The following is a 26,989-nucleotide window of genomic DNA, read 5'->3' on the forward strand; positions in this document are numbered from 1 at the left end:
CCGATGGTGTGGAAATGGATGCAGCATGTTAGCAGCTCAGGTCACTGATAATTCGTACAAAGGCTGGCAGGCATCGCTTGCCCTGCAGTTTTGTCACACTTCTGAGAAAACCCTCCTGCACTCCGCCCACCACGTCGGGCCGCTCACCGTTCAACGTCCGTTTTACCCCGAAGGGGAAACCTGCCACCTTTACCTGCTGCACCCGCCGGGCGGGATTGTGGGCGGTGACACGCTGGACATTTCCGTTCGGCTGGACGCCAAAAGCCATGCGCTTATCACCATGCCCGGCGCCAGCAAGTTCTATCGCAGCAGCGGCCCGCAGGCTCGTCTGAGCCAGCATTTTTATCTCGAGGAAGATTCCACCCTGGAGTGGCTGCCGCAGGACACGATTATTTTTCCCGGCGCGAATGCCGCGCTGCGCTCCGTTTTCCACCTGAAGGCCTCCAGCACGCTGCTGGCGTGGGAGCTGTACTGCCTGGGCCGCCCGGTGATAAACGAAACCTTCAGCCACGGCACGCTGGAGAGCCGTCTTGAGGTGTGGGTAGATGACGAGCCGCGCCTGATTGAGCGTCAGCACCTTAGCGACGGCGATCTCACGCCCGTCGCCGGGCATCCGTGGATTGGCACGCTGCTGTTCTACCCTGCCCGGGAAGAACATCTCGACGCGGTGCGTGAACGCCTCGCACCGCTGGAAAATTATGCAGGTGCAACGCTCACCGATGGCCTGCTGTCGGTGCGTTTTCTCTCCCACGATAACCTGATTTGTCAGCGGGTGATGCGCGACGTCTGGCAGTCGCTTCGCCCGCTTCTCACCACCAAAACCGCCTGTTCGCCGCGTATCTGGCAGACATAAGAGAAACGTTATGGAACTGACCCCCAGAGAAAAAGACAAGCTGTTGCTGTTCACCGCCGCGCTGGTTGCCGAACGCCGCCTTGCGCGCGGGGTAAAGCTCAATTACCCGGAATCGGTCGCGCTGATCAGCGCCTTCATCATGGAAGGCGCGCGCGATGGCGAAACCGTCGCCTCGCTGATGGAGGCAGGCCGCCACGTCCTGAGGCGCGACCAGGTAATGGAGGGCGTCCCGGAGATGATCCCGGATATTCAGGTCGAAGCCACCTTCCCGGACGGATCGAAGCTCGTCACCGTCCATAACCCGATCGTCTAAGGAGCGCATGATGATCCCTGGCGAATATCAGATCCAGCCCGGCGCGATTGCGATCAACGTCGGGCGCGAAACCCAAGCCGTGATTGTTGAAAACCACGGCGACAGGCCGATCCAGGTCGGATCGCACTACCACTTTTACGAGGTCAACCCGGCGCTGAAGTTTGACCGTGAGGTGACCCGAGGCTACCGGCTGAACATCCCGGCGGGTACCGCCGTGCGCTTCGAGCCCGGCCAGAAGCGGGAAGTCACGCTGGTTCAGGTCGCCGGCGCGCAGCGCATTGTCGGCTTTCGCGGCGAGGTGATGGGCGAGGTGAAACATGGCTGAGATTTCACGCCGGGCCTATGCCGATATGTTCGGCCCCACAACCGGGGATAAAGTGCGGCTGGCCGACAGCGAGCTGTGGATCGAAGTGGAAGACGATCTCACGGTCTACGGCGAAGAGGTTAAATTCGGCGGCGGGAAGGTGATCCGCGACGGCATGGGTCAGGGGCAGATGACCGCAGACGGCTGCGTGGATCTGGTGCTGACCAACGCGCTGATCGTCGATCACTGGGGGATCGTAAAAGCCGATATCGGCGTCAAGGACGGGCGGATCTTTGCCGTCGGTAAAGCCGGAAACCCGGACATTCAGCCCGGTGTGACGATCCCGATTGGTGCCGCAACCGAAGTGATTGCCGCCGAAGGAAAGATCGTCACCGCTGGCGGGATCGACACCCACATCCACTGGATCTGCCCGCAGCAGGCGGAAGAGGCGCTGGTCTCCGGCGTCACCACCATGATCGGCGGCGGCACCGGACCCGCGGCGGGCACCAACGCCACCACCTGCACGCCGGGGCCGTGGTATATCGCCCGCATGCTGCAGGCTGCCGATACGCTGCCGGTGAATATCGGCCTGCTCGGCAAAGGTAACGGCTCCAGCCCGGATGCCCTGCGCGAGCAGATTGCCGCCGGCGCCATCGGGCTTAAAATCCACGAAGACTGGGGCGCGACGCCTGCGGCGATCAACTGCTCGCTGGAGGTGGCCGAAGAGATGGACATTCAGGTGGCGCTGCACAGCGACACGCTGAACGAGTCCGGGTTTGTCGAAGACACGCTGGCCGCCATTGGCGGGCGCACCATTCACACCTTCCACACCGAAGGGGCGGGCGGTGGCCACGCGCCGGATATCATCACCGCTTGCGCGCACCCGAATATTCTGCCCTCTTCCACCAACCCAACGCTGCCCTACACGGTCAATACCATCGACGAGCATCTCGACATGCTGATGGTTTGCCATCACCTCGACCCGGATATCGCCGAGGACGTGGCGTTTGCAGAATCCCGCATTCGCCGGGAGACCATCGCCGCTGAAGACGTGCTGCACGATATCGGCGCGTTCTCGCTCACCTCGTCAGACTCTCAGGCCATGGGCCGCGTCGGGGAAGTGATTATCCGCACCTGGCAGGTCGCGCACCGCATGAAGGTCCAGCGCGGCGCGCTGCCGGAAGAGACAGGCGAGAACGATAACTTCCGCGTGAAGCGCTATGTCGCCAAGTACACCATTAACCCGGCGTTGACCCACGGTATCGCCCATGAAGTGGGTTCGATTGAGGCGGGCAAGCTGGCGGATCTGGTCGTCTGGTCTCCGGCGTTCTTCGGCGTCAAACCCGCCACCATCGTCAAGGGCGGGATGATCGCCTGCGCGCCGATGGGGGATATCAACGCCTCGATCCCCACGCCGCAGCCGGTGCATTACCGCCCGATGTTTGGTGCGCTGGGCGCCGCGCGCCACGCCACCCGACTGACGTTTGTCTCGCAGGCGGCCAGTGCGAACGGTATCCCGCAGCAGCTCAACCTGCAAAGCGCCACCGCGGTGGTAAAAGGCTGCCGGACGGTGAAAAAGGCGGACATGATCCACAACGGCCTGCAGCCGAACATCACCGTCGATTCGCAAACCTACGAGGTGCGCGTCGACGGCGAACTGATTACCAGCGAACCGGCTGACGTTCTGCCGATGGCGCAACGCTATTTCCTGTTTTGAGGAGTGATGATGATTTATCTGACCCAACGCCTGGACCATGCGCATCAAACTACCGCCAGCGTCACGCTGCCGATTGACGTGCGGGTGAAAAGCCGCGCCCGCGTGGCGCTTAACGACGGCCGCGAAGCCGGGCTGATGCTGCCGCGCGGCCTGCTGCTGCGCGGGGGCGACCTGCTGACCACCGACGACGGCAGCGAAGTGATCGAAGTGATCGCCGCACCTGAGTCGGTCTCCGTGGTGCGCTGCGCCGATCCGTTCCTGCTCGCCCGCGCCTGCTACCACCTGGGCAACCGCCACGTGCCGCTGCAGGTCATGCCCGGCGAGCTGCGCTATCACCACGATCACGTTCTCGACGACATGCTGCGCCAGTTTGGGCTGGAGGTAACCTACGCCAGCCTGCCGTTTGAACCGGAAGCGGGCGCGTACGCCAGCGATGCCCACAGCCATAGCCACGCTCATACCCATTCACATTAAGGATCCATCATGCGCAAGTTACTCCCCCTGTTACTGCTGGCCTTTTCCGTTCCCGCGCTCGCGCATCCCGGCTACGGCGCCGACAGCTTTCAGGCCGGTTTTTTCCATCCGCTGACCGGGCTCGATCATCTCCTGATGCTGACCGGTGCAGGCGTGCTGTCGGCGCTGAGCGGCCGCAAGCTCCTGCTGCCGTTTGCCACCCTCGGGATGATGCTTGTCGGTGCCGTTGCGGGCAGTCTGCTCGGCGGCTTTAGCGGCATGGAGATGCTGATTATCGCCTCGCTGGCGGTCAGCGGCGTGATGATGTTTAAAACCGAAAATCGCCTGCTGCTGGCGGTGCCTGCCCTGGCGATGTTCCACGGCTGGGCGCACGGCGTGGAGATGTCCGGCCATAACTTCTGGCTCTTCACCAGCGGGTTTATGTTCGCCAGCGCCACGGTGCTGTGCGCCAGTTTCGCCGCAGGATTGCTGCTGCGCCGTCACGACGGGCTGCGTAAAACCTTTGGCGGCGGGCTGATTGTGTCCGCCCTGCTGGCGCTGATGAGCTGATGGAGCACGCCCGTCAGAGGCTGCGCCTGATGCAGCTCTCCAGCAGCAGCCTGCCGGTCGGGTCGTTTACCTGGTCGCAGGGGCTGGAGTGGGCCGTTGAGGCGGGCTGGGTCACGGACGCCGACGCCTTTAAACGCTGGCAAATACAGCAGATGGAGCAGAGCTTTTTCTGCGTCGATCTGCCGCTGTTTATCCGTCTTTATCAGGCCTGTGAGCAATCCTCTCTTACAAATGCAAAACGCTGGACGGCATACCTTCTCGCCTGCCGTGAAACGCGCGAGCTGCGCGAAGAGGAGCGCAACCGTGGGGCGGCCTTTACGCGACTGATTAAGAGCTGGGAACCTGACTGTCCGCCCGAATGGCTACCGCTGTTTATGCAAAGCCAGCTCTGCGGCATGGCCTGGCTCGGCGTACGCTGGGGCATTAGCGTGCGCGAGCTGGCGCTGAGCCTTGGCTACAGCTGGATTGAGAGCGCGGTGATGGCAGGCGTCAAGCTGGTGCCGTTTGGGCAGCAGGCCGCACAGCAGCTGATTATCGAACTGAGCGACCACTACGCCGCTGGTTTTGAACAGGCATTTTTACGTCGCGACGACGCGCTGGGGGCAGCAACGCCGCTGTCCGCCATCGCCTCCGCGCGCCACGAAACCCAATATTCACGACTATTCCGTTCCTGAGGAGTCAATATGGCTGATTACAAACATCCCCTGCGCGTGGGCGTAGGCGGCCCGGTAGGATCGGGCAAAACCGCGCTGCTGGAAGCGCTCTGCAAGGCGATGCGCGATACCTACCATCTTGCGGTGGTAACCAACGATATCTACACCAAAGAGGATCAGCGCATTCTGACCGAGGCGGGCGCGCTGGCGCCGGAGCGCATCGTGGGCGTGGAGACGGGCGGCTGTCCGCATACCGCCATCCGCGAAGACGCCTCAATGAACCTGGCGGCGGTGGAAGCGCTCAGTGAGAAGTTCGGCAATCTGGATCTGATCTTCGTTGAAAGCGGCGGGGATAACCTGAGCGCGACGTTCAGCCCGGAGCTGGCGGATTTGACTATTTACGTGATCGACGTGGCCGAAGGGGAAAAAATCCCGCGCAAGGGCGGGCCGGGGATCACCAAATCCGATTTTCTGGTGATCAACAAAACCGATCTCGCGCCGTACGTCGGTGCGTCGCTGGAGGTGATGGAGCGCGACACCAACCGCATGCGCGGCGAGCGTCCATGGACCTTTACCAACCTGAAGGCGGGGGACGGTTTAGCGACGATTATTGCGTTTCTGGAAGAGAAAGGGATGCTGCGGGTGTAGTGCGGTTTGTTGCCGGGTGGCGGCTTCGCCTGACCCGGCCTACAAAACCGTAGGCTCGGTAAGCGCAGCGCCACCGGACAAAAAAACTCACGCCTCAGGCAGTTCCGCCAGCGGCCAGCGCGGACGCACGGACACGCTCAGGTCAGACGTTGCGCCAGCGTTCAGGCGCACCATACCCGCGTAGGCGATCATCGCCCCGTTATCGGTGCAGAATTCCGGACGCGCGTAGAACACTTCTCCGCGACGCTTTTGCATCATCTCGGCGAGCTTCGCGCGCAGCGTGCGGTTGGCGCTGACGCCGCCCGCCATCACCAGACGCTTAAAGCCGGTCTGATCCAGCGCGCGCTTGCACTTGATCATCAGCGTATCCACCACCGCATCTTCAAACGCGCGGGCGATATCGGCGCGGGTCTGCTCGCTATCATCGTTATTGCGGATCGTGTTGGCCGCGAAGGTTTTCAGCCCGGAGAAGCTGAAGTCCAGCCCCGGACGATCGGTCATCGGGCGCGGGAAGACAAAGCGCCCTTCCGTTCCCTGTGACGCCATTTTCGACAGCATCGGCCCACCAGGGTAATCGAGTCCCAGCAGCTTGGCGGTTTTGTCGAACGCTTCACCGGCGGCATCGTCGATCGACTCGCCCAGCAGCTCGTATTTGCCAATGCCCGTTACGCTAATCAGCTGCGTGTGACCGCCGGAGACCAGCAGCGCCACAAACGGAAATTCAGGCGGATTATCTTCCAGCATCGGTGCCAGAAGGTGCCCTTCCATATGGTGAACCGGGATCGCCGGCACATCCCACGCGAAGGCCAGCGAACGGCCAACCGTTGCGCCGACCAGCAGCGCGCCGACCAGGCCCGGGCCTGCGGTATACGCCACTGCATCAATTTCTTTTGCCGTTAATCCTGCTTCTTTCAGCGCCGCCTGAATCAGGGGAACCGTTTTACGCACGTGGTCACGAGAGGCCAGTTCAGGCACGACGCCGCCGTAGTCAGCGTGCAATTTCACCTGACTATACAGCTGGTTGGCCAGAAGCCCTTTTTCGTCGTCGTAAATGGCGATGCCGGTTTCATCGCAGGATGTTTCAATACCCAGTACACGCATGACTTGTTTTACCTCGTTTCAATACCGCGCAGTGTAGAGCCTGGGCGGGTTGATGTAAAACTTTGTTCGCCCCAGGAAGAAGGCTCGTGTATACTCCTCACCCTTATTAAAGTCCCTTTCAAAATCGCATCGGTGCTTTACAAAGCAGCAGCATTTGCAGTAAAATTCCGCACCATTTTGAAATAAGCTGGCGTTGATGCCAGCGGCAAACCGAATTTATTAAAGGTGAGAGTTACATGCCGGTAATTAAAGTACGTGAAAACGAGCCGTTCGACGTAGCACTGCGTCGCTTCAAACGTTCATGCGAGAAAGCAGGTGTTCTGGCTGAAGTTCGTCGTCGTGAGTTTTATGAAAAACCAACGACCGAACGTAAGCGCGCTAAAGCTTCCGCTGTGAAACGTCACGCGAAGAAACTGGCTCGCGAAAACGCACGCCGTACTCGTCTGTACTAATTGGTTGAGGGCCTCAGCCCTCAATTGACAGACAGAGTAATAGTCGTAAGGCCGTGCTTCCGGAAGGAATGCGCGGCTTGTTTTCGTTTATAAGTCGCTTAAAATTTTGGGGCATATGGCCGGAAGAATCCCACGCGTTTTCATCAATGACCTGCTTGCCAGAACCGACATCGTCGATCTCATCGACGCGCGGGTAAAGCTGAAAAAGCAGGGCAAGAACTACCATGCGTGCTGTCCGTTCCATAACGAAAAAACCCCCTCCTTCACCGTAAACGGTGAAAAGCAGTTCTACCATTGCTTCGGCTGTGGCGCACACGGTAATGCCGTCGATTTTTTGATGAACTACGACAAGCTCGAGTTCGTTGAAACCGTCGAAGAGCTGGCGGCGATGCATAACCTTGAAGTGCCGTATGAAGCAGGCAGTGGGCCAAGTCAGATCGAGCGCCATCAACGGCAAACGCTGTATCAACTGATGGATGGCCTGAATTCGTTTTACCAACAGTCTCTTAAGCACTCTGCGGCTGAGCCTGCGCGTCAGTATCTGAACAAGCGCGGACTGAGCGACGATGTCATTGCGCGTTTCGCTATTGGCTACGCCCCGCCCGGCTGGGACAACGTGTTAAAGCGTTTTGGCGGCAATAGCGAAGATCGTAAGTCTCTCATCGATGCAGGCATGCTGGTCACCAACGACCAGGGACGAAGCTACGACCGCTTCCGCGAACGGGTGATGTTCCCAATCCGCGACAAGCGAGGCCGGGTAATTGGTTTTGGTGGTCGCGTGCTGGGTGATGCCCTGCCGAAGTACCTCAACTCCCCGGAAACCGATATTTTCCATAAAGGCCGCCAGCTTTACGGTCTTTATGAGGCGCAGCAGGATAACGCGGAACCTCCGCGTCTTCTGGTCGTCGAAGGCTATATGGACGTCGTTGCACTGGCGCAGTACGACATCAACTACGCGGTTGCATCGTTAGGAACGTCCACCACCGCCGATCATATTCAACTGCTGTTCAGGGTGACCAACAACGTCATCTGCTGTTACGACGGTGACCGCGCAGGACGCGATGCCGCCTGGCGCGCGCTGGAAACCGCGCTACCCTATATGACCGACGGGCGTCAGCTACGCTTTATGTTTCTGCCCGACGGTGAAGACCCGGATACGCTGGTGCGTAAAGAGGGCAAAGCGGCGTTTGAAGCGCGGATGGAGCAAGCTCAGCCGCTCTCCACGTTTTTGTTTAACAGCCTGATGCCGCAGGTCGATTTGAGTACCCCTGACGGGCGCGCGCAGCTCAGCACGCTGGCGCTGCCGTTAATCAGCCAGGTGCCCGGCGAAACGCTGCGCATCTATCTGCGTCAGGAGTTAGGCAACAAGCTCGGCATTCTGGATGACAGCCAGCTTGAACGTTTAATGCCTAAACAGGCTGAAAACGGCGCGGTTCGCCCCGCGCCTCAGCTAAAACGCACAACCATGCGTATACTGATAGGGTTACTGGTACAAAACCCCGAACTGGCGCCACAGGTGCCGTCGCTGGCGGGTTTGAACCACGAAAAATTGCCCGGACTTGGCTTATTTTCAGAACTGGTCAACACGTGTTTATCACAGCCAGGTCTGACCACCGGACAACTTTTAGAACATTATCGCGGCACAAAAGAGGCCGCTACCCTTGAAAAATTGTCGATGTGGGACGATATAGCAGATAAGGACATTGCAGAAAAAACGTTCACCGACTCACTCAACCATATGTTTGATTCGATGCTTGAGCTGCGCCAGGAAGAGTTGATAGCTCGCGAGCGCACACACGGTTTAAGCAGCGAAGAACGCCGGGAGCTCTGGATGATTAACCAGGAACTGGCGAAGAAATAAAGAAATTTAACGGCTTAAGTGCCGAATATCGATCGGGAAGCCCCCGGCAGCCGCACTGAGAGGCAGCGGCAAAAATATAAGTACGCCCTCGCTTTAAAGGTTGGCAGCCCCATCGCCGACACCAATCAAACGAATTAAGTGTGGATACCGTCTTATGGAGCAAAACCCGCAGTCACAGCTGAAACTTCTTGTCCAACGTGGTAAGGAGCAAGGCTATCTGACCTATGCCGAGGTCAATGACCATCTGCCGGAAGATATCGTCGATTCAGATCAAATCGAAGACATCATCCAAATGATCAATGACATGGGCATTCAGGTGATGGAAGAAGCACCGGATGCCGATGATCTGTTGCTGGCTGAAACCTCCAACAACACTGACGAAGATGCGGAAGAAGCTGCTGCACAGGTACTGTCCAGCGTGGAATCTGAAATCGGGCGTACCACTGACCCGGTCCGCATGTACATGCGCGAAATGGGTACCGTTGAACTGTTGACCCGCGAAGGCGAAATTGACATCGCAAAACGCATCGAAGACGGGATCAACCAGGTTCAGTGCTCTGTTGCCGAGTACCCGGAAGCGATTACCTATCTGCTGGAGCAGTACGATCGCGTTGAAGCGGAAGAAGCGCGCCTGTCTGACCTGATCACCGGTTTTGTCGACCCGAACGCTGAAGAAGATATGGCGCCTACCGCCACTCACGTCGGTTCTGAACTGTCTCAGGAAGAGATGGATGATGACGAAGACGAAGATGAGGAAGAGAGCGACGACGACACCGCGGATGATGACAACAGCATCGACCCGGAGCTGGCGCGTGAGAAGTTTGCCGAGCTGCGTACCCAGTACGAAGTGACGCGTGACACCATCAAAGCGAAAGGCCGCAGCCATGCTGCCGCACAGGAAGAGATCCTGAAACTGTCTGAAGTATTCAAACAGTTCCGCCTGGTGCCAAAACAGTTCGACTACCTGGTAAACAGCATGCGCGTGATGATGGATCGCGTACGTACCCAGGAACGCATCATCATGAAGCTGTGTGTTGAGCAGTGCAAAATGCCGAAGAAGAACTTCATCACCCTCTTCACCGGCAACGAAACCAGCGAAACCTGGTTCAACGCGGCTATCGCGATGAACAAGCCATGGTCTGAAAAACTGCACGACGTGAAGGACGATGTGCATCGCGGCCTGCAGAAACTGCATCAGATTGAAGAAGAGACCGGCCTGACCATCGAGCAGGTTAAAGATATCAACCGTCGTATGTCCATCGGTGAAGCGAAAGCCCGCCGTGCGAAGAAAGAGATGGTTGAAGCGAACTTGCGTCTGGTTATCTCTATCGCCAAGAAATACACCAACCGTGGTCTGCAGTTCCTGGATCTGATTCAGGAAGGCAACATCGGTCTGATGAAAGCGGTAGATAAGTTTGAATACCGTCGTGGTTACAAGTTCTCCACCTACGCAACCTGGTGGATCCGTCAGGCGATCACCCGCTCTATCGCGGATCAGGCGCGCACCATCCGTATTCCGGTGCATATGATTGAGACCATCAACAAGCTCAACCGTATTTCCCGCCAGATGCTGCAGGAGATGGGCCGCGAGCCGACGCCGGAAGAGCTGGCCGAGCGCATGCTGATGCCGGAAGACAAGATCCGTAAAGTGCTGAAGATCGCCAAAGAGCCAATCTCCATGGAAACACCAATCGGTGATGATGAAGATTCGCATCTGGGTGATTTCATCGAGGATACCACCCTCGAGCTGCCGCTGGACTCTGCCACCACCGAGAGCCTGCGTGCCGCAACGCACGACGTTCTGGCTGGCCTGACCGCCCGTGAAGCGAAAGTCCTGCGTATGCGTTTCGGTATTGATATGAACACCGACCACACGCTGGAAGAAGTGGGTAAACAGTTCGACGTTACCCGCGAACGTATCCGTCAGATCGAAGCGAAGGCGCTGCGTAAGCTGCGTCATCCAAGCCGCTCTGAAGTGCTGCGTAGCTTCCTGGACGATTAATCCAGGTAAACAGCAAAAAGCTCCCAATCGGGAGCTTTTTTTTTGTTTATTCCCTCTCCCTGTGGGAGAGGGCCAGGGTGAGGGCATCAGCCCGCAGAGGCCCCTAAAGCCCCCGCACCATCAGCGCCTCATCCAGCTCCCGATAAGCCTCTACCAGCTTATCCAGCGTCGCCCTGTTGAGCCCGCTCGGGTTTGGAAGCACCCACACCTGCGTCACGCCAATCATGATGCTCTGCTTACCCCACTTAGCCCCGCGCTGGCTAAACGCCTGCTCGTAGGCCTGCTTGCCGAGGATCGCCAGCGCGGCCGGCTGATAATCCTCTATCTTCTTGATCAGCTCCCGCCCGCCGCTGCGCAGCTCATGCAGGTTGACCTCACTCGCCTGCACCGTAGGCCGCTCGACCAGCATGGTGATCCCGCAGCGCGTGTCCAGCAGATGCTGCTCCTCTTCGGGCTTGAGTAGCCTGTCGGTAAACCCGGCCTGGTAGATCACCTTCCAGAAGCGATTCCCCGGATGGGCGAAGTGAAAACCGGTGTGCGCCGAGGACTTGCCCGGGTTGATTCCGCAGAACACCACCCGCAGGCCCGGGGCCAGAATATCGTTGATCATCTTTACTCCCGCTCGATACATCGTCAGGGAAGTATAAAGGATTGATTATGCGTTGTTTATAAAAACAGCAGGCAGGTGTGAATGGCTGGATTGCTGCGGGGAGTTACTTTATAATTCACCGCCACGGCCCCTTAGCTCAGTGGTTAGAGCAGGCGACTCATAATCGCTTGGTCGCTGGTTCAAGTCCAGCAGGGGCCACCAATTTATCAATGACTTATGTTTAATTAAGTTTTTTAGAATTTCTCCAGGATACCTATAGGATACTTTAAGTAAGTAATCTGGAGTACCGATTTGGCTGAAATGCCTAACCGGCCAGTTGGGTCGTAGCGGCCATGTTTACTGGAAAAGCCTTTTGGCGACTGAAAACCTAAGCGCTACGGGTCTGAATTTCTTGCTCCCAACTCATCAAGAGACGGCAGGAACCTTTTGTGGAGGTCATATGATTGACTCTATAAAGGGCTCAGACCTGCTGTCAAAGCGTATGGTGGCCTTGAGTGGCCTTCTGATAACGCTAAGCAACATTGGTCTAAGTCCATTTGTTGCCGTGCCTGTCGGCATCGCTCTTGTGTATATTTTACGTAAGTAGCAGCGTAACAAGCCCGGCCCGGCGAAAGCCGGGCCACCCATTCTTAGAGTGCTTCATCCTCACTTAACATTTCTGGCGCTAAATCTAAAAGTTCAGAGACTTCATTTAATCTCTTCTTAGAAAACATCCAAGCTTTCCCACCCCAACGAACTGCTATCCATTTTCCGCTCAGTTCTTTGAGTTGTTCCGCATAATCATTTGTGTCCCCTACCACTACAAACGCCTTTTCGGTGTAATCGATTAAGCGGATCTCATTAGAGCTAGAAGTTTTTTTTGCCTTAGCTTTTGGGATCGAAGCGGCAAGCGAAGAGCTATCAGCATCAAATTTCTTATCTTCGTGACTTTTCGCTGCCTTGACAGCTTTCACATCCACCACCGTGTTAACTGAAACTTCTCGCAAAACGATTGTTAATTGGCGAGAAAGCTTCATTTTAAGCTCATCGACATTCGTATATTGCTCTTGTATCCCCTTCTCTCGAATACTTTTTTTAAACTCTTTGAGTTTCTCAAGTTGTTGTGTATCAATAGCATCGAGGTCAACTTGTTTTTTCGAATAATAAAGCATTACCGGTTTTTGTTGCCTCAGAAACCACTTAATCTCTTCAACAGTGCCACTTTCTTCAACTCCAGTAGGTGAACCTAATCGAGTCCAAAAAGCACCAATCAACATGTCGCAGTTTCTAACCACTTGATTGTTGATAATACCCTGAGGTCTATCTCCCATAGTTGGAGCGCTATGCGACTCCCATTTAACTGGTAATAAAACAAAACCAGTTTCATGAGAATTGAGGGCATTCCACTCGTAAAGACTCTCAGTAATGGCTTCTCTTTCTTCAGGAACATCTGATGGGGATGCAATCAGAACATTCAACACAGTGGCTGGAAATGACATTTTTTTTCCTCAATGATCTCATATGTAGGAATGGCCAACGATATTGCATTCTTTCTTTTACGTTTAAAATACCATCAACATCGAGCTATATGCCATTGAGATTTAACAATCTTTCTTTGTGAGAAAGACTCATTTCAAAAGCGAACTCCTCATGTTCGGCTTGGAAAGTACCGAACGCCATAAGCGCGGATACTGCGGGGTCTAAGGACTTCTTTTTGTTGGGCTTAATATTGGCATTAGCGTCAGATTCCATAACCACGTTACCAATCGCCCAAGCAAGAACAGGAGAAAATCTACCGGATGATTGCTCAGCCATTCCCGCGCCTCTCGCCCGTTATCGTTACGCACACGGTAGAGATAGCAGGGCATTGTTGCCACCGCTTCACTGATAACTGACACGGCATTCATCACCGCCGGCAGAGATTCCGCTGTACCCGCAGACACATACTCGCCTGAACCGGTATTTGGAATCCCTGCCATCGCCAGAAACTCATCAATGGTCATGCTGCGCTGCTCGAAGGGCTCAGACTTACGGCCAAACGGCCAGATATTCCACATATCAAAGCCCCGCTAATTCAGCCCAGCGGGGACGGTTATCGCCAGCGCGGCGCAGTTCAGGATGTTGGGAGAAAAGCGAACGGTGCGCGATTTCCACACCAGACTCAGGATAAGCAGGCATAGACGTAACTGTGATTTCCCGCAGTTCAGCGGCGGTCACAGTGCGCAGGTATGGAGACCGGCCGATATCCCACGCTTCTTTCAGCGCACGGAAACCAAAACTCATGCCGGAAATATCCCCACGTTCTACCAGCTCCAGCACATCATTCCCAAGCTGGGTATTCGGTGGAGTAAGTTCGAAGCGCAGCCCGGTTCCACGTTTGACCGTCGCACCGCCCACAGATACCAGTTTCTGGTATTCGTTGGTTTTGGTGGTCTTCACCGTGGCAATAGAGCGCATAACGCTCTCATCCAGCAACTGGCGCATGATCTCTTTGTCCAGTTCAGGAATAACGGTATAGCCGCCCTCAGCAGGAACCAGTGTGGAGAGTGAGCGCATGTCCCCCGTCATAATGTAGTGGCGCAGTTCGTCATTGCTCACCGGCTCACCTTCAATGGAAGTACCAGGCAGATTTCGCTGAACGTCGGCAACGGCTTCAAGGCGGGTGATTTCAACTTCAAGCGAATCTGCCTGGGCGCGGAGTTCGTCGAACTTTTTTCCCTCTTCTTCGTTCAGGCTGCGCTTTTCGGTATCGGCTTTGTCCAGCATGGAACGCATCTGAGTTTTAAGTGCAGCTTTCTGCTGGCGTAATTCGAGTAATTTCTTCATGGAGTGGTTTCCGTAACAATTAACGTTGAGACGTGAAACCAGCTCAGAAAAGAGGATGGCCGTTTAACCTTTTTCGGACTCTCTCCGGCTGTCTCGCACAGCTTGGTTAAACGGCCAGTGGCGGCTCACGTCTGAGTGCCACTCCTAAAGATATACATGCAAAATATAAAAAAAGCCCCGTAGAATACGGGGGCATGAATAAGTATATTTGAGCATGAAATATTTACAAAATCAATTAATCTTCTGGTATAAAATATGAAAACCCATAACATCGATAAGTTTTGTTCGACGAGGAGTTACTAACAACTTACCAATTAAATGAACATTTTCTGATTTACTCTCGTGAGCCTTGATGGCCTGTATATAATGCTCCTCATCCAATTCCACAGTAACTTTCCGATTACTCTCGGATGGTTCTGCAATAGTGATCACTCCGCCGATTGAGTTGACATCTCTATTTAAGCGTGTGACAACACCGATAAGATGATAATCTTTGATATAATAGTCATCCGCATAGAAACGTTCTGCCTCTTCAATATATTTAATTTTCTCAGCAGAAATCATCACTTTTCCTCCTTGAAACATAAGTCTCTCAGCGCAAGGTGACTGTTGTACACCAAGTTCAATACTTCTGGATTTATTCTCACCACTCAGACCAATTAATGCGGAACACAACGTCGCATTAACCCCGTCAGTCACTATGGAGCCAAATATTTTAATATCACCTGTCTGTTTATATTTTTCAATGGCTTCATTTAGTTTTGACACGCTGCTCATCAATCTCTCGGTCACAGAACGAGAAAACGGGACCTGGCAATGATCCTGTTGACTATCCTCATCACTGTAAATTGGTGCAACTAAATTTAGAACATAACTACCAACCTCGGTCTGACCCAGTTTTAAACTTGCTAAAAACCTTTCAACAACATCTGGGTTTTTCCCTGTGTATTTCCCTTTTTGGGGTTTAACAATTGACCGAGCTGCAGAAACCATTAGCTCTTTTGTTTTACTGAATAATAATACTCCATCTGAAAATGGAATCTCTCCTCTGGAGACATCTTCATGTATTACTCTTAAACTGATAACATCACTACTGATATTATCAATTTCTTTAATTATATCCTGTTCCTTTTTATTTTCACTTTCACACAGGGTTGCTATTAAATCATCAACCCTATTATCGAAATCTTTTAACTCTGTAGACAAAGGTTGTAAAATTTCATATTCGACATCATTTATTAAATGCCAGACATTAGCTAGTCCAGGTATTTCAGAAGATACAGACCATCCTTTGGAAACAAGATATTTCCCAAAGTCTTCTGTAACTATAAATTTTTTATTGTATAATTTCATATTATACGCTTTCCCTGTTGCTAGCAGCTTTCATCATGTCCTTAAGAAAGGAGGATGTCAATACTTGGGTGACAGGCATTTTTATTGTGACAGAAGATGTATTTTCAGTAGGCTCATAATCTCGAAGCGAACACCAATAACAGCAATTGTGAAGCGACACTCCTCTTTCACTATTTAAAAGCCATTCCGAAACATCTTCTGGTAATTGAAGCAATACTAAATAGCGTGGTGAAAGAACGTTGTCACCAATAAGATCCATATAATTTTTCTTTTTTAATGCGTAAGATATTTTTCCATCTTTAACATCAAAATTTGAGGTGGATTTTAATTGCAGATCGATTTTGGGATTTCTTATTTTTCCGTCAGTAAATCCAGTTCCTTCAATAGTAATATCAACACTATCATCATCAACATCACACCTGGATATTTTGAAGCCTGCATGTGATGCCAGAGCATGTACATAAGCGATGTTAAATTGTTCCATCTGCTTAAATTTGTCCATTTTTCCGCCTGCTGTGCTTTTACAACAATTTTTCTTGTTCTGTTTGCCTCAACATATAACAAAAATTAGCTAAGGTATAGCCTGTACCTAAGCCCTACAGGACTGAAATCTCCCTCCTCATCCACTGGTAGGTACTGGTAATAAATCTCTGTAACTTTCTAAGTGCTCCATTAGGAGTCAAGTTGCTCAGTGTTTGCGACGATCCGTTCTCCGGAAAGGGTATGAACGATAAAACCGTGTGGTTCATCCCAGAAAAAGCCTCCTCCAACAAAGCACGTCGATAGTCTTTTATCGACATAGTTTCGATACTTTGCGTACCGAACTTCTGATGGTGCTCCTTCCACTCAGTTTCAGTTATAGGCATATCCATGGCTCCACGTATAAAATATAAAAATATGCATTTAAGTGTTCACCCCTTCACCATTGCGAATTTATACAATAAATTCATACTGTTAATCGATGTACACTTTACTTTTAAGTATTCACTAGTGTTCACCCTACACTTCACCCTTTAGACCAAAAGACAATCAAAAGGTGAACAGGTGAATACCTGGTGAATACTTTATAAATAAGTGTTCACCTCTTAACACAATGTAATATATGAGATTTTTTACATGGTGAATGCTGGTAAACACTTTATCTATAACTTTACTCTACCCTTCAATCTTTGAAGTTGTTGCACAGGATGGCATCCATTCGTCTGAATCATCGTGCAGCATAACGTTTGACCTAATACCGTGCTTGGTCTTTCTCTTCTGATACGCCTTGCCATACTCAGCCATTGCACCAGGCATATCGGTTCCGAATCGCATCAGCGATACGGGCTTGTTGAGACCATTGGCACGCATGTATGCAAGGTAGGCGTGATACAGATACTTTCGTGGGCTAAAGGGCACTATCTCAGCATTGCCGATAAACATCCCATCGCAAGCCACCGACGCCAGCAGGTAGCCGCAGAAGTCCACCAGCGAATCACCTTCACGTTTGATTGCCAGAGCCTCTTCGGATTTCTGCTGTTCATACAATAGCCGTCTTGCTTCGTCCTGATCTGCAAAACGTGTAAGCAGATGGCAGATTACTACAGCCAGCTCCCCTTCTATTTTTTCTGCGAGCATCGAGTCTCGTTCGTTTTCCGGTAACCCAATTTGTGCCCGGCGGGCAATCACAATGTACTTTTGATCCATGAACCGCTACGGGTACGCCGTGAAAACTTACACGCGGCTAATCGGGTCATTGACCCGACTGCAAGGGATTTTTACTATCGACTAAATTTCCCCTTGTCCCTGCCCTCGCCGCGGGCCGTTAAGTCGATTGACGGCGCGGCCGCTATTCCCTCAGCATCATAAAAAAATGCGGACGTTGTAAAGCTGTACACGGTGCCATAAACAGTAAATGAGATATTGTTGCCTATACCGTCAACTTTCACACGGGCGGTGTTCGCTGTAAGCGTTGGGGCGATATGTTGTTTTTCGAGAGCCACCAGCGGATCGCCGTCAATCTTGCTCGCTAAAAAATAACGATACACTTCCCCCGTGGTCATGTTCGAGCCGTCATACTCAGTAATGTATAACCAGGTCCGGGACGTGAGCTGGCGAACTTCATAAAGCCGATCACTAACAGTTAAACGCTGTATATGCTGGAAATAACAGTACCCAGCGATCACGATGGCCATCGTAATTGTAGCCACCCAATGCAACGCCTTAAACGCCCTAATAGTGGTGCTGCTTAACATAGTCTATGCCTTGCTTTATCCAAAATTGGTCCATCGGATCATCACCAAACGGCGGGGCCCCCGTGAAATTCCCCCACTCTGGTCTTGATGTGCCGGCTTTCCACTGCGCCGCGCCGGCGGCAATAAGCAAAATCTTTGCAGGTATGCACGCTGCATAACCCACTGCGCCGTAATGAAAATTCCCGAAGTCAGCGTAAGCCCGTTTTTGTTGTTTGTAATCCCACACCCCGCCGTTTCTTACTCGCTCATAAAACCACGTATACGTAAGCGGGGTAGCCATATCCTGGACTCCGTGACGCGCCCGCGCGAGCCTAATGTTCGCGCAAAATTTCCAGCCCGCGGGGCGGGTAAATCGGTATACATGCCATCGTTATTCCCTTTTGCCTGGCAAAACCAGCAACATAAGAGCAACGGCGCTGCACGGTACTGCTTGAGATCAATCAATCATTTTTATTATTAATATCAATAATTAACGCGTTTTAATCACTCATACCGATAACACAATTTGTATCACCTGCGATCCGGTTTTAGCCGTTTAATGAGGGTTTACCCTCATAAAATGGAGTTTTAAAAATGGCTATTCCAGCTTACATGTGGCTTAAAGACGATGGCGGCAACCTGATCAGGGGGTCTGTAGATGTTCAGGATCGTGAAAGTAGCGTAGAAATTCTCTCTTTTAGTCACGGCTTGCTTGTTCCAACCGATAGCAACACGGGCAAAATCACGGGTACACGCTTACATGCGCCGCTTATGATCGAGAAAGAATTTGATAGCTCCAGCCCGTATCTCTATAAAGCGGTAGCAACCGGCCAGACGCTTAAAAGCGTTGAAATTAAGTGGTACAGAATCAACGACGCGGGGCAAGAGGTCGAGTATTTCAACATGCTGCTTGAGAATGTGCGGGTAGTCAGCATTAACCCAGTTATGCATAACTGCAAAGAGCCAGGTTTACAGATGCATAATCATAATGAGGGCGTACAGCTGCGCTATGAGCGGATCACCTGGAAGTATTGCGATGGGAACGTCCAATATTCAGACGCATGGAACGAGCGTGTAACAGCGTAAAAAAAAGGGGGCGGTTAATCCGCCCTATATTGTTTTTAGTGCCAATTCTCTCGCCCCCTGGGTCTGCCAGCACGTAGCCTCCCTCGATAGCAATACCCCGCTCGATCACCCGGTGCCGGCTCTCCGCACTTCTTATACGTTTGGGGTATTTTAATCATGCTTTATGCTGTTAAGCATTCTCTGGCAGTTATTGCGGCGTACCGCTGCCGCTGCGCGCGTTTTATCGGTCTGGTCTGGCAAATACATCACCTCAAGCCAGCGCGTTGCAGCGCGTCTCCATAGCTCCAAATTTTCGAGTTTCTCGGCTACGCTCACTTTGCACATGACCACCTGAATGAAGCGACATTGCTCAACCCACTAACACTTTTTTAAGGCGTTATTTTTATAAGACAAGCTATGGAATGGGATACATTATTAGTATTGACCTGTGTACTTCTTTGCGGATTGTGGATGATTTTTCATTCAGCAAAAGCTCTTAGAAGTGGGGTCTTCGTCGGCTGGTATAAAGGCACATATGAAAATTACTACATCTACCGATCCGAAACACCTATCTACTTCTACTGGTATAACACTGTGTTTTCGCTGTTCGGCTCCTTTATGATTGGTTTTGGCGATTATCTTTTTTTATAGGCATCATTGGCAGCAAAATGGCAGCAGACCTATTCACTATGCTTTCATATTTGAAATTATTCGATGCAACAACAAATTTAAAAAGTAAAGTATTGTTTTATAAGACTTTAAATTGGGACTCATAATCGCCAGGTTGCTGGTTCAAGTCCAGCAGGAGCCACCAAATTTTAGCTGTAGAATCATATGATTAAGCCACTCGATTGAGTGGCTTTTTTGAGCCGGTGACGCAGTCGCTAACCGTGGTTCAGCGAAGCCGTGCGGACACGTTCAGAGGCACCGGGAGTCGCAATCAGGCGCTCCACGGACTCCATCGTCACGAACGTACAGCTGCAGTCCACGTTGGTGCACTGGTGATAGCGCTCTTTGGTATTTTCACTTAGATAGCGACTGGTACGCGCATGCGCTGAATGCTTGCACTTAGGACAATGAAACATGTACCCCTCCACTTGATTCACATTTTGTGAATCAATAATACCCAAAATAAAACCAATAGCAACTGTATTACTCACTATCAACAATAAATTTTTCGTCAGTGGCATTCAGTTCAAGCTTAAGCTGCGTGGTAAATCCGCTATCGTTGAGGGTATGCACCACCTCGCTGATGATCCACGCCTGCTCGTCAATGACGCGTTTAAAACCGTTTACCAATACCGGCGTTTCGGGGTACAGATCGGCTCGCCCCAGCGCCAGTTGGATAGAAAAATTCACGGTACCCCGCTGCAGCGCGCGCCACTTCGCCTCTGCGGCCCTGAGAGCCTGCTCTTCAGAGGCATACACCGTGGTGAGCTCAAATACGTTTTCCGCCGATCCTACCAGCCTCTCTTGCGGCTTCTGCTCCTTGCCTCCTGGTTCTGCAATCGGCACGGCGGCTTCCGGGTGCTGCAGCCCCTCTGTCGCTTGCCCCTCAGGCAGACGATTAATACTCAATTGAGTATTTTGCTGTTTTGGGTCGCGCGTTTGCAGCCATTTGGCCGTCACGCCGGAATAGTTTTCACGATCGGCAACGTAAAAAAGGTGCTTATCGCCGTCCCCACGCTCAATCATCATTAAGGGGATCGGCGTGCCGCTGGCCGTCACGGCGTGCCCCGCTTTCATAAAAATAACCTTGCCGGCTTTGATTGAAACAAAGGCACCATTACGTTCAGCCAGGCGGGTGAGAAACGCAGCGTCGGTCTCCTGAGACTGATCGATATGAGAAATAGCAATCGATGAAAGTCCCGCCGCAACGCTGGCAGTTAACTGGTTACGCTGAGCGATAGTATTGACTATCGCGCCGATCGTCGTGTCATGCCACGACTGTTCGCGCCGCACGTTTAGCTTTCCACGAAAATCAGCACTGCATCCCCGAATCGTCAGCGTGTCCGGCGCGCCCCGAAATTCAATCGTATCGATCGTAAAGTTCCCTTTCGGCTGGAGCGGGGTTCCCTCCCATCCCAGCCATAAGGAGAGCTTTGCCCCCCGGGCCGGCAAGTCTAACAGCCCGTCGGAATCATCCAGTTGAATATCCAGCTGATCGGCTTCCAGTCCACGTTTGTCGATCATGCTCAGACTGATAAGACGATGGCTGAAATTTTGTGTGATATCGCGATCGTCAAGCTTAAGCATAAAATCAGGGGCGATTTTCCCACCCGCCCGGATATTCATTTCGGTGATCATCCCACCAGCCCTCCAATGCTATTACGTGCGCTCGTCACCAGCTCTTCGGCCTGGGTTCTCAGATCGCCAAACATCGTCATCAGCGATTCGTCCACGCGTTTCAGTTCCAGCGTAAAATTAATTTTTCGGGCGGTACCGTCACTGTAAAAATCCGAATGCGTATGCGTGACTTTTTCAATGATAAACATGCCGTGAATGATGCCGGTACCGTCTATCAACGGCCATGCCCGCCCCTCATTCGCCATCAGCTCAACCGCCTTGAGGGAAAGCCGCCCTCCCGTGAGCTCAGGGTAAAGCAGTCCGGAGAGGGTAAAAGATGTCTCGCCTTCGCCAAGGTACTGACAGGCTTTAGGTTTCCCGATCCGATCGTTGGACGCCCAGCGGTAATCCTTTGTAAACTGCATTGTCTGATAGGGTAAGGTTCGTCGTTCAAAGACAAACAGACCCAGCACCATTAACATTTTATCTCTCCTCAACCATACATTAAGCTGGATTGCTGCCGTCTCGCTTTATCCTGTTCAATGCTATCTATTGTCTCCCGGATTTGACGCGTCAGATCCGTTGCGGAGGCCGTGCCCCCCTGCAGCGTGATGTGATATTCGCTTTTACTCTGATCGACGTAAGAGCGTCCTCCCGGCACGAGGGTTGGCTGATACCCCTGGCCGACGCCAGAGATCCCCGCCACCGGAATGGACGAACTGCCCGCAGGAGAGGATGTCGCGTCTGCTTTTGCCGCCGCGGCATCGAGATTACCCGACTCGTTTTTGATAAGACCGAGTTTCTCCAGCAGCCAGCTGGCCTTGCCGCTCAGGCTGTTAAAGAGATTAAGCGGTGCCATTAACGCATCACCCAGCGCCTGTCCAAAAATCACGCCAGCGTTTTTACAGCCATCCAGCGTTTCCTGCGTCGCCTTGATCGGCGTAATCAAGTCGGTGAACCATTGCCAGATACCGCCCAGCTTCTCCGAGATAGCGTCAAATACCGTCATCACCGGTGAGAACAGCGCACCCAGCGGTGCGAAAGCCGTTGAAAGCCCTTCCATCACTCCGCCAAAGAAGGCGCTGATGGGCTCCCAGTATTTGAAAATCAGTAAGGCGCCGGCGGCAATCGCCGCGCCAAGGGCAATCACCGGCCAGCTAAGTGCGCCCAGCACCGTCATGATGGCACCGCCCACCACGCTGAATACCGTTCCTAACATCCCGGCCGCGGTGATAACCATATTGACGCCCGTCAGAACCGGGCCGAGAACCGTGCCTACGCCACCCAGTACGCCAGCAAACGCCTGCGCGCCGACAACAACGCTGGCGAGGGTCTGCGTTAGCTCAGGGTTGGCATTCACCCAAAGGGAGGCCGTGCCAAGCCAGCCGGTTGCGGTTGTTATCAGGTTACGCAGAGCGCCATCCGCTTTATCAAATACATCAATCTTCAACCCGTTCCACGCGGCCTGGAGTCGGTTGATATCGCCGTCAAGATTATCGGTCTGCACGGAAGCCGCGAGCGCGGTACTGCCCTTCGCCCCTTGCAACTGCTGGCGTTTTTCATCAAGCGATCCATCACCCGCGGCGGAAGCCAGCGCCCCCGAGGCTTTTATGGCATCCGGAGACTGAACATGGCGCAACATCGCGCTGAGCGCGTCCCCGGCGGCGGCGCCTTTCATCCCTTTTTCCGCCAGAACGCCCAGCAGCGCGGTGGTCTCTTCAAGCCCCATACCGGCGGCATCCGCAGCGGGCGCTGCAGAGGTGACGGCCGCCACCATCTCAGCGAGGCTAGTATTCGAGGAGGTAAAACCGCGGGTAAGCACATCTGCGATGCGTCCCGCATCCGCATCGGCCAGGCTATACGCGGCCTGCGTGCTGGCGATCATATCGGCCGCTTTAGCCGCGTCGACATTCCCCGCCAGGCTGAGGTTGACCGTTGGCGCGGTGGCAGCAAGCAGCCCATCGGCGTCATAGCCTGAACGAGTCAGTTCGGTTTGTGCCCGAAGGACCGTATCTGCAGGTACTCCGGTCCTGGCACTGACCTCCCGCGCCTGCTGGCGAATCGCCTCAAGCCGGGAATCCCCCTTCGCCAGGCCAAGGTTTGCCTGAATGGCCGACATCTGCTTTTCAACGCTGATGCCTGGCGCCATAAAGCGGGACGCCTGGTCAAAGCCCGCTTTGGCCATGCCCACACCCGCATTCGCAAGCTGGCGCACCCGCGCGGTAACGCGTTTGCCTGACTCGTAGCGATTCTGAACGGTACTCAGCCGCTCCTGCTGCTGGTTGACGCGGGCCAGCGCATCCCGCTGTCGGTTAAGCTGCTGCGTTTTTTCGCTGATGTGAGTTCGTAAACGACGCTCATCAGACGAGAGCGTACGCGTGTTGACTCCCGCCTGGGCGAGTTCAGTGCGCTGGCGCTGTACCGAATAGCGTAAGCTGTTGTACTCAAGCTTAAGGTCGGCCGCCGATTTTCGGGCTGCGGACAGCGCATCAGCCTGTGCCTGGGTAGGGTTTTGCGTGTTTTTAAGCTGCACCGCCAGCGCCGCTGCCTGTTGTTTCGCCTGAGCAAGCGACTGCTCCGTCACGGAGAGCTGGGCGTTTGCTTTCCTGAAGCCGTTAATACGCCCCGCCTGCTCGTCAAGCGCCCCCAGCGCCGTCTGCGAATCGTGGATATCGCTTGCGAGAGTGACGCTGGCGTTCTGGAGAGCGTTAAGCGGTCGGGTTGCCCGGTCGACTGCCTTAAGCAGCTCCTGAAGACTGACATTATTACTCATGGTGGTTTCCGCTTCGCTGCAGCGCTTTTTCGCGCCATAAGAGGAGTTCGGTCACGCTAAGGGAGTACAGTTCTGACGGCGGCCAGTGAAAAATCACCGCGATATCCGCCATCAGATCGTCGACCGACAGATTTTCGGGAAATTTCAGCGAGCCGAAGCCGGTGACAAAAAACCGATCACCTTACCGGCAAAAGAGAGCAGATCGCAGGCATCCAGGCGCGCAACCTCATGCTCGGTCAGCGCCGGAGAGGTCATTCGCGGCAGCACCTTAATCAGTGCATCGACGTCAGATTGCGCCAGCGACGCCAGCGATACCCCGCGCAGGGTTCCCGCATTAGGTTTGGATACCGTCACCTGTTCAATTTTTTGCTCACCGCGCTGAACGGGGCTATCAAGCGTGACGATATGTGGGTTTTCACTTTCGTTCATGGCGGTCTCGTTGATATTTTCCATTTCGTTACTCTTCTGAAAGTTAACTCACCGGCCGGTAATCCCGGCCGGTTAAAGGGTTACAGGCCGATGGCCTTACGGTGTTCTGCCAGACGATCGACGCCGTCGACTTTCAGCACCATGTTGATGATGTCGATCTCGATGATCTCTTTGCCATCAATGGTCAGCTGGTAGTACGCGCACTCGGTGGACATCTTGGTGGTGCCGCTCTCGCCCTGCTTGTTTTCACCGCCATCGAACTCTTTATGACGGCCGCGCATGACGATTTCGACGGCGGAGATTTCGCCGGTATCATCGCGCTGATAAGAGCCGGTAAAGCGCAGCGGTACGCTGTCCGCGCCCGGAGAGGCATACTGCGCCCACAGCGCGGCGTCCGGCAGACCGCCAACGGTCCACTCCAGCGCCAGGGCATCATCGTCCAGACCGAGGTCGACAGAGACCGAGCCCGGCATACCGCCGCCGCGATACTTCTCCAGCTTGCGGGTAAGCTTCGGTAGGGTCACAGACTCAACAACGCCCATATAGCTCAGGCCATCGTTGAACATATTCAGGTATTTAAGTTTGCGTGGTAACGCCATGCTGCAGCTCCTTAGCTATTAACCGAATCTGACAGGTCTGCCAGATAGGTATCGGTGATGCGCTGGCGCAGGGTCAGATTTTCCAGCGGCGGGACAGGGGTGTAGTCGTAATCGATATACAGTTTCCCCGCTTTCAGGGTTGATGCATCGTTAGACTCAGGGTCGTACCAGCAGGAGCCGTCGACGATATAGCCGTTGGTTTTCAGCTCGCGGAACTTGGCATTTATACCGGAAACGATGTCGCGGATAAGCATTGGCGTGATGGGTTTATCCATCGCCCACGCGTGCGCTTCCGCCATGGTATCGGCCAGCACCTGCGCGGTACGGGTGTAGTTTTCAAAGACGAATAACGGGTCGTCAGAACAGGTACGGTTACCCCAGAATTTGAAGCCGTCGTTGCGAATCAGCGTGGTGACGCCCGCCTGGTTAAGCAGGTTCGCATCGGTAGCCTGTTCCTGCAGATCCCAGGAGACAGAGGCGCTTACGCCCGTAACGCCGTTGACGCCAACGTTTGACAGGGTTTTATGCCAGCCGATTGTCTGGTCGATTTTGGCGCGCAGGCCAAGCGCGCGGGCGGTTGCCCAGGCCGTCGTCGTTGCGTTCGTGGTGGTATCCCATGCCAGAAAATCAGGATGGATAACCATCAGCTCGCGCTGGCTGAAGTTTTTGCGGTAGTTGATCGCGTCAGAGATGGTTTTACAGCCCCATGCGCTGACGTAGCCGAACGCGCGCAGGCTCTGGCACATCGCGGCCAGTGCGGTCGCCACTTCCTGAGAATCCAGCCCCGGGACGCCGAGAATACGTGGCTTAACGCCGGTTACCGTTTTCGCAGTCAGAAGCGCCTTCAGGCCGGTATATTTACCGTTTTCATCGGTGGTACCGATGATGTTGGAAACGGTCTGCTTGCGCGCCTCTTCCGGTGTTTCAGCGGTGCCTTCAGCCACGCGAACAACAACGACAACCGGTTTACACTGGTCAGCGATCGCCTGCAGAGAAGCGGACAGCGTCCCCGCCTTACCGGCTTTCGCAATCGCATTTTGCACGTTGGTAATGAGCACGGGCTCGTTTAAAGGAAATGTCTTGTCGTCAGCATCGCTGGCCGTACAGACCATACCGATGATTGCCGTCGAGACGGTGGAAATGGTGCGGGTGCCATCGTTGATTTCGATAACTTCCACGCCGTGGTGAAAATCACTCATCCGTTTAACTCCTTGGTTGGTTGGTGAGTGATATTGTCGCGGTTGGAGTTGTTATGGGCTAACTGTCACCGTCCAGCGGTGACTGGCACAACGATTGTCCGATTACCGTGGCGGGGAATTTTTTATAAAGCGTGGAAACACCCACATCAAAAATTAACGCAACGCGCTGCCGGGATTCTCCGGCAGCAATCAGTCTTCCAGCCTGAGCCCATTCCTCCTGCGTCAATTTAGGGCGTCTGCCACCAATACGTCCCTGTTCCCGCGCTGCGGCCAGCCCGGCGCACGTTCTCTCGACAATGAGTTCACGCTCCATTTCAGCAAGCGCTCCCATAATATGGAAGAAGAAACGCCCCATTGGCGTTGAGGTATCAATGCTGTCAGTCAAACTGCGGAAATTAATGCTTCGCTGGCGTAGTTCCTCGGTCATTGAAACAAGGTGGCGCATACTGCGCCCGAGCCGATCGAGTTTCCATACAACGAGAGTATCGCCCGCATTCAGCTGTCTGAGGGCACGATTGAGCCCTGGTCTGTTTGTCGATTTACCGCTGATTTTATCTTCAAAAATGAGCTCACATCCTGAACGCTGCAGCGCGTCACGCTGTAAGGCGGTGTTTTGTTCATTTGTTGACACGCGTATGTATCCAATAAGCATGGTCTTTCTCTCCGTCAAAACCGGAAATCATGCCACTTAATTGATAAACACGCATTTTCGAAAACCTTGGTTTGGGAG

31 protein-coding genes, 1 tRNA gene and 3 pseudogenes are annotated in these 26,989 nt (G+C 53.6%); 14 read left to right on the forward strand and 21 right to left on the reverse strand.

Annotated features, from left to right (window positions below):
* Window positions 1–25 precede the first annotated feature (25 nt).
* From OTG14_RS19315 to ureG, 8 genes are read left to right on the forward strand one after another with little or no spacing between them, the layout of a single operon-like run.
* Complete coding sequence (locus OTG14_RS19315) at window positions 26–853, forward strand: urease accessory protein UreD (protein WP_267215620.1); 828 nt, start codon at window positions 26–28, stop codon at window positions 851–853.
* A gap of 10 nt (window positions 854–863) precedes the next feature.
* A complete protein-coding gene (locus OTG14_RS19320; protein ID WP_006811999.1) occupies window positions 864–1,166 on the forward strand; it encodes an urease subunit gamma in 303 nt (100 codons plus the stop codon).
* Between the two features lie 10 nt (window positions 1,167–1,176).
* Window positions 1,177–1,491, forward strand: coding sequence for an urease subunit beta (locus OTG14_RS19325; protein ID WP_267215636.1), 315 nt, complete (start codon window positions 1,177–1,179; stop codon window positions 1,489–1,491).
* Complete coding sequence (gene ureC, locus OTG14_RS19330) at window positions 1,484–3,187, forward strand: urease subunit alpha (protein ID WP_267215621.1); 1,704 nt, start codon at window positions 1,484–1,486, stop codon at window positions 3,185–3,187. The genes OTG14_RS19325 and ureC overlap by 8 nt, the downstream gene beginning before the upstream one ends.
* Window positions 3,188–3,196: 9 nt before the next feature.
* Complete coding sequence (gene ureE / locus OTG14_RS19335; protein ID WP_045909994.1) at window positions 3,197–3,661, forward strand: urease accessory protein UreE; 465 nt, start codon at window positions 3,197–3,199, stop codon at window positions 3,659–3,661.
* 9 nt (window positions 3,662–3,670) lie between these two features.
* Window positions 3,671–4,210, forward strand: a complete 540-nt coding sequence (locus OTG14_RS19340) for a HupE/UreJ family protein (protein ID WP_267215622.1) — start codon at window positions 3,671–3,673, stop codon at window positions 4,208–4,210.
* The gene (locus OTG14_RS19345; RefSeq protein ID WP_267215623.1) at window positions 4,210–4,884 is read left to right on the forward strand and encodes an urease accessory protein UreF; all 675 of its coding nucleotides are present in this window, start codon (window positions 4,210–4,212) and stop codon (window positions 4,882–4,884) included. Before OTG14_RS19340 ends, OTG14_RS19345 begins: the two co-directional genes overlap by 1 nt.
* 9 nt (window positions 4,885–4,893) lie before the next feature.
* Window positions 4,894–5,511 carry an urease accessory protein UreG gene (ureG, locus tag OTG14_RS19350; protein WP_024906473.1) on the forward strand — a complete coding sequence of 206 codons (618 nt, stop codon included), beginning with the start codon at window positions 4,894–4,896 and terminating at the stop codon, window positions 5,509–5,511.
* A gap of 87 nt (window positions 5,512–5,598) precedes the next feature.
* Here ureG and tsaD read toward each other — a convergent pair whose 3' ends face one another.
* Window positions 5,599–6,612, reverse strand: coding sequence for a tRNA (adenosine(37)-N6)-threonylcarbamoyltransferase complex transferase subunit TsaD (gene tsaD / locus OTG14_RS19355; protein ID WP_267215624.1), 1,014 nt, complete (start codon window positions 6,610–6,612; stop codon window positions 5,599–5,601).
* 236 nt (window positions 6,613–6,848) lie between these two features.
* Between tsaD and rpsU the strand changes: the two genes are divergently transcribed.
* The 3 genes from rpsU to rpoD all read left to right on the forward strand — a co-directional run bounded on the left by rpsU (window position 6,849) and on the right by rpoD (window position 10,927).
* Window positions 6,849–7,064, forward strand: coding sequence for a 30S ribosomal protein S21 (rpsU, locus tag OTG14_RS19360; RefSeq protein WP_001144069.1), 216 nt, complete (start codon window positions 6,849–6,851; stop codon window positions 7,062–7,064).
* 115 nt (window positions 7,065–7,179) lie between these two features.
* Complete coding sequence (dnaG, locus tag OTG14_RS19365; RefSeq protein ID WP_023294585.1) at window positions 7,180–8,925, forward strand: DNA primase; 1,746 nt, start codon at window positions 7,180–7,182, stop codon at window positions 8,923–8,925.
* Between the two features lie 154 nt (window positions 8,926–9,079).
* A complete protein-coding gene (gene rpoD / locus OTG14_RS19370) occupies window positions 9,080–10,927 on the forward strand; it encodes an RNA polymerase sigma factor RpoD (protein ID WP_023309228.1) in 1,848 nt (615 codons plus the stop codon).
* A 103-nt stretch (window positions 10,928–11,030) separates the two neighbouring features.
* On the opposite strand, the gene mug is transcribed toward rpoD, so the two are convergent.
* On the reverse strand, window positions 11,031–11,537 hold the full coding sequence (gene mug, locus OTG14_RS19375) for a G/U mismatch-specific DNA glycosylase (protein WP_024906471.1): 507 nt from the start codon (window positions 11,535–11,537) through the stop codon (window positions 11,031–11,033).
* A gap of 125 nt (window positions 11,538–11,662) precedes the next feature.
* On the opposite strand from mug, the gene OTG14_RS19380 reads away from it, so the two are divergent.
* Window positions 11,663–11,738, forward strand: a tRNA-Ile gene (locus OTG14_RS19380).
* 428 nt (window positions 11,739–12,166) lie between these two features.
* Here the strand turns inward: OTG14_RS19380 and OTG14_RS19385 are convergent.
* The 9 genes and pseudogenes from OTG14_RS19385 to OTG14_RS19425 all read right to left on the reverse strand — a co-directional run bounded on the left by OTG14_RS19385 (window position 12,167) and on the right by OTG14_RS19425 (window position 18,209).
* Window positions 12,167–13,015, reverse strand: a complete 849-nt coding sequence (locus OTG14_RS19385; protein WP_267215625.1) for a hypothetical protein — start codon at window positions 13,013–13,015, stop codon at window positions 12,167–12,169.
* 85 nt (window positions 13,016–13,100) lie between these two features.
* Window positions 13,101–13,310: pseudogene (locus tag OTG14_RS19390) on the reverse strand (terminase TerL endonuclease subunit); the annotation flags it as partial.
* Window positions 13,298–13,573, reverse strand: a pseudogene (locus tag OTG14_RS19395) (phage portal protein); the annotation flags it as partial. The pseudogenes OTG14_RS19395 and OTG14_RS19390, both read right to left, overlap by 13 nt.
* A gap of 1 nt (window position 13,574) precedes the next feature.
* Window positions 13,575–14,342 (reverse strand): phage major capsid protein, encoded by a 768-nt coding sequence (locus OTG14_RS19400; RefSeq protein ID WP_267215626.1) that lies wholly within the window; start codon window positions 14,340–14,342, stop codon window positions 13,575–13,577.
* A gap of 231 nt (window positions 14,343–14,573) precedes the next feature.
* Window positions 14,574–15,695, reverse strand: a complete 1,122-nt coding sequence (locus OTG14_RS19405; RefSeq protein ID WP_267215627.1) for a hypothetical protein — start codon at window positions 15,693–15,695, stop codon at window positions 14,574–14,576.
* Window position 15,696: 1 nt separating this feature from the next.
* Window positions 15,697–16,197, reverse strand: a complete 501-nt coding sequence (locus OTG14_RS19410) for a DUF4365 domain-containing protein (RefSeq protein ID WP_267215628.1) — start codon at window positions 16,195–16,197, stop codon at window positions 15,697–15,699.
* Window positions 16,198–16,850: 653 nt separating this feature from the next.
* Window positions 16,851–17,336: pseudogene (locus OTG14_RS19415) on the reverse strand (primase-like DNA-binding domain-containing protein); the annotation flags it as partial.
* A gap of 119 nt (window positions 17,337–17,455) precedes the next feature.
* Window positions 17,456–17,929, reverse strand: coding sequence for a hypothetical protein (locus OTG14_RS19420; RefSeq protein WP_267215629.1), 474 nt, complete (start codon window positions 17,927–17,929; stop codon window positions 17,456–17,458).
* Window positions 17,907–18,209 (reverse strand): polymorphic toxin type 44 domain-containing protein, encoded by a 303-nt coding sequence (locus OTG14_RS19425; protein WP_228117504.1) that lies wholly within the window; start codon window positions 18,207–18,209, stop codon window positions 17,907–17,909. Before OTG14_RS19425 ends, OTG14_RS19420 begins: the two co-directional genes overlap by 23 nt.
* Before the next feature lie 293 nt (window positions 18,210–18,502).
* On the opposite strand from OTG14_RS19425, the gene OTG14_RS19430 reads away from it, so the two are divergent.
* Window positions 18,503–18,994 (forward strand): Hcp family type VI secretion system effector, encoded by a 492-nt coding sequence (locus tag OTG14_RS19430; protein WP_024906453.1) that lies wholly within the window; start codon window positions 18,503–18,505, stop codon window positions 18,992–18,994.
* Window positions 18,995–19,144: 150 nt separating this feature from the next.
* Here OTG14_RS19430 and OTG14_RS19435 read toward each other — a convergent pair whose 3' ends face one another.
* Entirely contained in the window at window positions 19,145–19,318 is a 174-nt protein-coding gene (locus tag OTG14_RS19435; RefSeq protein ID WP_081112021.1) for a PerC family transcriptional regulator, read from the reverse strand.
* A 72-nt stretch (window positions 19,319–19,390) separates the two neighbouring features.
* Here OTG14_RS19435 and OTG14_RS23855 point away from each other — a divergent pair, with 72 nt between their 5' ends.
* Window positions 19,391–19,624 carry a DUF2542 family protein gene (locus OTG14_RS23855; protein WP_157189744.1) on the forward strand — a complete coding sequence of 78 codons (234 nt, stop codon included), beginning with the start codon at window positions 19,391–19,393 and terminating at the stop codon, window positions 19,622–19,624.
* A 233-nt stretch (window positions 19,625–19,857) separates the two neighbouring features.
* Here the strand turns inward: OTG14_RS23855 and OTG14_RS19440 are convergent, their stop codons facing one another.
* From OTG14_RS19440 to OTG14_RS19480, 9 genes are all read right to left on the reverse strand, one after another.
* Window positions 19,858–20,058 carry an ogr/Delta-like zinc finger family protein gene (locus tag OTG14_RS19440; protein ID WP_029741756.1) on the reverse strand — a complete coding sequence of 67 codons (201 nt, stop codon included), beginning with the start codon at window positions 20,056–20,058 and terminating at the stop codon, window positions 19,858–19,860.
* A 67-nt stretch (window positions 20,059–20,125) separates the two neighbouring features.
* The gene (locus OTG14_RS19445) at window positions 20,126–21,280 is read right to left on the reverse strand and encodes a phage late control D family protein (protein ID WP_157189745.1); all 1,155 of its coding nucleotides are present in this window, start codon (window positions 21,278–21,280) and stop codon (window positions 20,126–20,128) included.
* Window positions 21,277–21,741, reverse strand: coding sequence for a phage tail protein (locus OTG14_RS19450; protein ID WP_267215630.1), 465 nt, complete (start codon window positions 21,739–21,741; stop codon window positions 21,277–21,279). The genes OTG14_RS19445 and OTG14_RS19450 overlap by 4 nt, the downstream gene beginning before the upstream one ends.
* 11 nt (window positions 21,742–21,752) lie before the next feature.
* Entirely contained in the window at window positions 21,753–24,032 is a 2,280-nt protein-coding gene (locus OTG14_RS19455; protein ID WP_267215631.1) for a phage tail tape measure protein, read from the reverse strand.
* Window positions 24,025–24,144 carry a GpE family phage tail protein gene (locus tag OTG14_RS19460; RefSeq protein WP_023616176.1) on the reverse strand — a complete coding sequence of 40 codons (120 nt, stop codon included), beginning with the start codon at window positions 24,142–24,144 and terminating at the stop codon, window positions 24,025–24,027. The genes OTG14_RS19455 and OTG14_RS19460 overlap by 8 nt, the downstream gene beginning before the upstream one ends.
* 32 nt (window positions 24,145–24,176) lie before the next feature.
* Window positions 24,177–24,485, reverse strand: coding sequence for a phage tail assembly protein (locus OTG14_RS19465; protein WP_267215632.1), 309 nt, complete (start codon window positions 24,483–24,485; stop codon window positions 24,177–24,179).
* A 56-nt stretch (window positions 24,486–24,541) separates the two neighbouring features.
* On the reverse strand, window positions 24,542–25,060 hold the full coding sequence (locus OTG14_RS19470) for a phage major tail tube protein (RefSeq protein WP_023309235.1): 519 nt from the start codon (window positions 25,058–25,060) through the stop codon (window positions 24,542–24,544).
* 11 nt (window positions 25,061–25,071) lie between these two features.
* Window positions 25,072–26,259: a phage tail sheath protein gene (locus OTG14_RS19475; RefSeq protein WP_267215633.1), complete on the reverse strand. Its 1,188-nt coding sequence runs from the start codon at window positions 26,257–26,259 to the stop codon at window positions 25,072–25,074.
* Window positions 26,260–26,317: 58 nt separating this feature from the next.
* The gene (locus OTG14_RS19480; protein ID WP_061714437.1) at window positions 26,318–26,911 is read right to left on the reverse strand and encodes a recombinase family protein; all 594 of its coding nucleotides are present in this window, start codon (window positions 26,909–26,911) and stop codon (window positions 26,318–26,320) included.
* Window positions 26,912–26,989 lie beyond the last annotated feature (78 nt).

Origin of the sequence: Enterobacter pseudoroggenkampii, assembly GCF_026420145.1 — a bacterium.
Taxonomy (GTDB): Bacteria; Pseudomonadota; Gammaproteobacteria; order Enterobacterales; family Enterobacteriaceae; genus Enterobacter; species Enterobacter pseudoroggenkampii.

Coding starts and splice junctions, on each gene's coding strand:
- OTG14_RS19315 (WP_267215620.1), top strand. CDS start 26: ATGTTAGCAGCTCAGGTCACTGATAATTCGTACAAAGGCTGGCAGGCA.
- OTG14_RS19320 (WP_006811999.1), top strand. CDS start 864: ATGGAACTGACCCCCAGAGAAAAAGACAAGCTGTTGCTGTTCACCGCC.
- OTG14_RS19325 (WP_267215636.1), top strand. CDS start 1,177: ATGATCCCTGGCGAATATCAGATCCAGCCCGGCGCGATTGCGATCAAC.
- ureC (WP_267215621.1), top strand. CDS start 1,484: ATGGCTGAGATTTCACGCCGGGCCTATGCCGATATGTTCGGCCCCACA.
- ureE (WP_045909994.1), top strand. CDS start 3,197: ATGATTTATCTGACCCAACGCCTGGACCATGCGCATCAAACTACCGCC.
- OTG14_RS19340 (WP_267215622.1), top strand. CDS start 3,671: ATGCGCAAGTTACTCCCCCTGTTACTGCTGGCCTTTTCCGTTCCCGCG.
- OTG14_RS19345 (WP_267215623.1), top strand. CDS start 4,210: ATGGAGCACGCCCGTCAGAGGCTGCGCCTGATGCAGCTCTCCAGCAGC.
- ureG (WP_024906473.1), top strand. CDS start 4,894: ATGGCTGATTACAAACATCCCCTGCGCGTGGGCGTAGGCGGCCCGGTA.
- tsaD (WP_267215624.1), bottom strand. CDS start 6,612: ATGCGTGTACTGGGTATTGAAACATCCTGCGATGAAACCGGCATCGCC.
- rpsU (WP_001144069.1), top strand. CDS start 6,849: ATGCCGGTAATTAAAGTACGTGAAAACGAGCCGTTCGACGTAGCACTG.
- dnaG (WP_023294585.1), top strand. CDS start 7,180: ATGGCCGGAAGAATCCCACGCGTTTTCATCAATGACCTGCTTGCCAGA.
- rpoD (WP_023309228.1), top strand. CDS start 9,080: ATGGAGCAAAACCCGCAGTCACAGCTGAAACTTCTTGTCCAACGTGGT.
- mug (WP_024906471.1), bottom strand. CDS start 11,537: ATGATCAACGATATTCTGGCCCCGGGCCTGCGGGTGGTGTTCTGCGGA.
- OTG14_RS19385 (WP_267215625.1), bottom strand. CDS start 13,015: ATGTCATTTCCAGCCACTGTGTTGAATGTTCTGATTGCATCCCCATCA.
- OTG14_RS19400 (WP_267215626.1), bottom strand. CDS start 14,342: ATGAAGAAATTACTCGAATTACGCCAGCAGAAAGCTGCACTTAAAACT.
- OTG14_RS19405 (WP_267215627.1), bottom strand. CDS start 15,695: ATGAAATTATACAATAAAAAATTTATAGTTACAGAAGACTTTGGGAAA.
- OTG14_RS19410 (WP_267215628.1), bottom strand. CDS start 16,197: ATGGACAAATTTAAGCAGATGGAACAATTTAACATCGCTTATGTACAT.
- OTG14_RS19420 (WP_267215629.1), bottom strand. CDS start 17,929: ATGTTAAGCAGCACCACTATTAGGGCGTTTAAGGCGTTGCATTGGGTG.
- OTG14_RS19425 (WP_228117504.1), bottom strand. CDS start 18,209: ATGGCTACCCCGCTTACGTATACGTGGTTTTATGAGCGAGTAAGAAAC.
- OTG14_RS19430 (WP_024906453.1), top strand. CDS start 18,503: ATGGCTATTCCAGCTTACATGTGGCTTAAAGACGATGGCGGCAACCTG.
- OTG14_RS19435 (WP_081112021.1), bottom strand. CDS start 19,318: ATGTGCAAAGTGAGCGTAGCCGAGAAACTCGAAAATTTGGAGCTATGG.
- OTG14_RS23855 (WP_157189744.1), top strand. CDS start 19,391: ATGGAATGGGATACATTATTAGTATTGACCTGTGTACTTCTTTGCGGA.
- OTG14_RS19440 (WP_029741756.1), bottom strand. CDS start 20,058: ATGTTTCATTGTCCTAAGTGCAAGCATTCAGCGCATGCGCGTACCAGT.
- OTG14_RS19445 (WP_157189745.1), bottom strand. CDS start 21,280: ATGATCACCGAAATGAATATCCGGGCGGGTGGGAAAATCGCCCCTGAT.
- OTG14_RS19450 (WP_267215630.1), bottom strand. CDS start 21,741: ATGTTAATGGTGCTGGGTCTGTTTGTCTTTGAACGACGAACCTTACCC.
- OTG14_RS19455 (WP_267215631.1), bottom strand. CDS start 24,032: ATGAGTAATAATGTCAGTCTTCAGGAGCTGCTTAAGGCAGTCGACCGG.
- OTG14_RS19460 (WP_023616176.1), bottom strand. CDS start 24,144: ATGGCGGATATCGCGGTGATTTTTCACTGGCCGCCGTCAGAACTGTAC.
- OTG14_RS19465 (WP_267215632.1), bottom strand. CDS start 24,485: ATGGAAAATATCAACGAGACCGCCATGAACGAAAGTGAAAACCCACAT.
- OTG14_RS19470 (WP_023309235.1), bottom strand. CDS start 25,060: ATGGCGTTACCACGCAAACTTAAATACCTGAATATGTTCAACGATGGC.
- OTG14_RS19475 (WP_267215633.1), bottom strand. CDS start 26,259: ATGAGTGATTTTCACCACGGCGTGGAAGTTATCGAAATCAACGATGGC.
- OTG14_RS19480 (WP_061714437.1), bottom strand. CDS start 26,911: ATGCTTATTGGATACATACGCGTGTCAACAAATGAACAAAACACCGCC.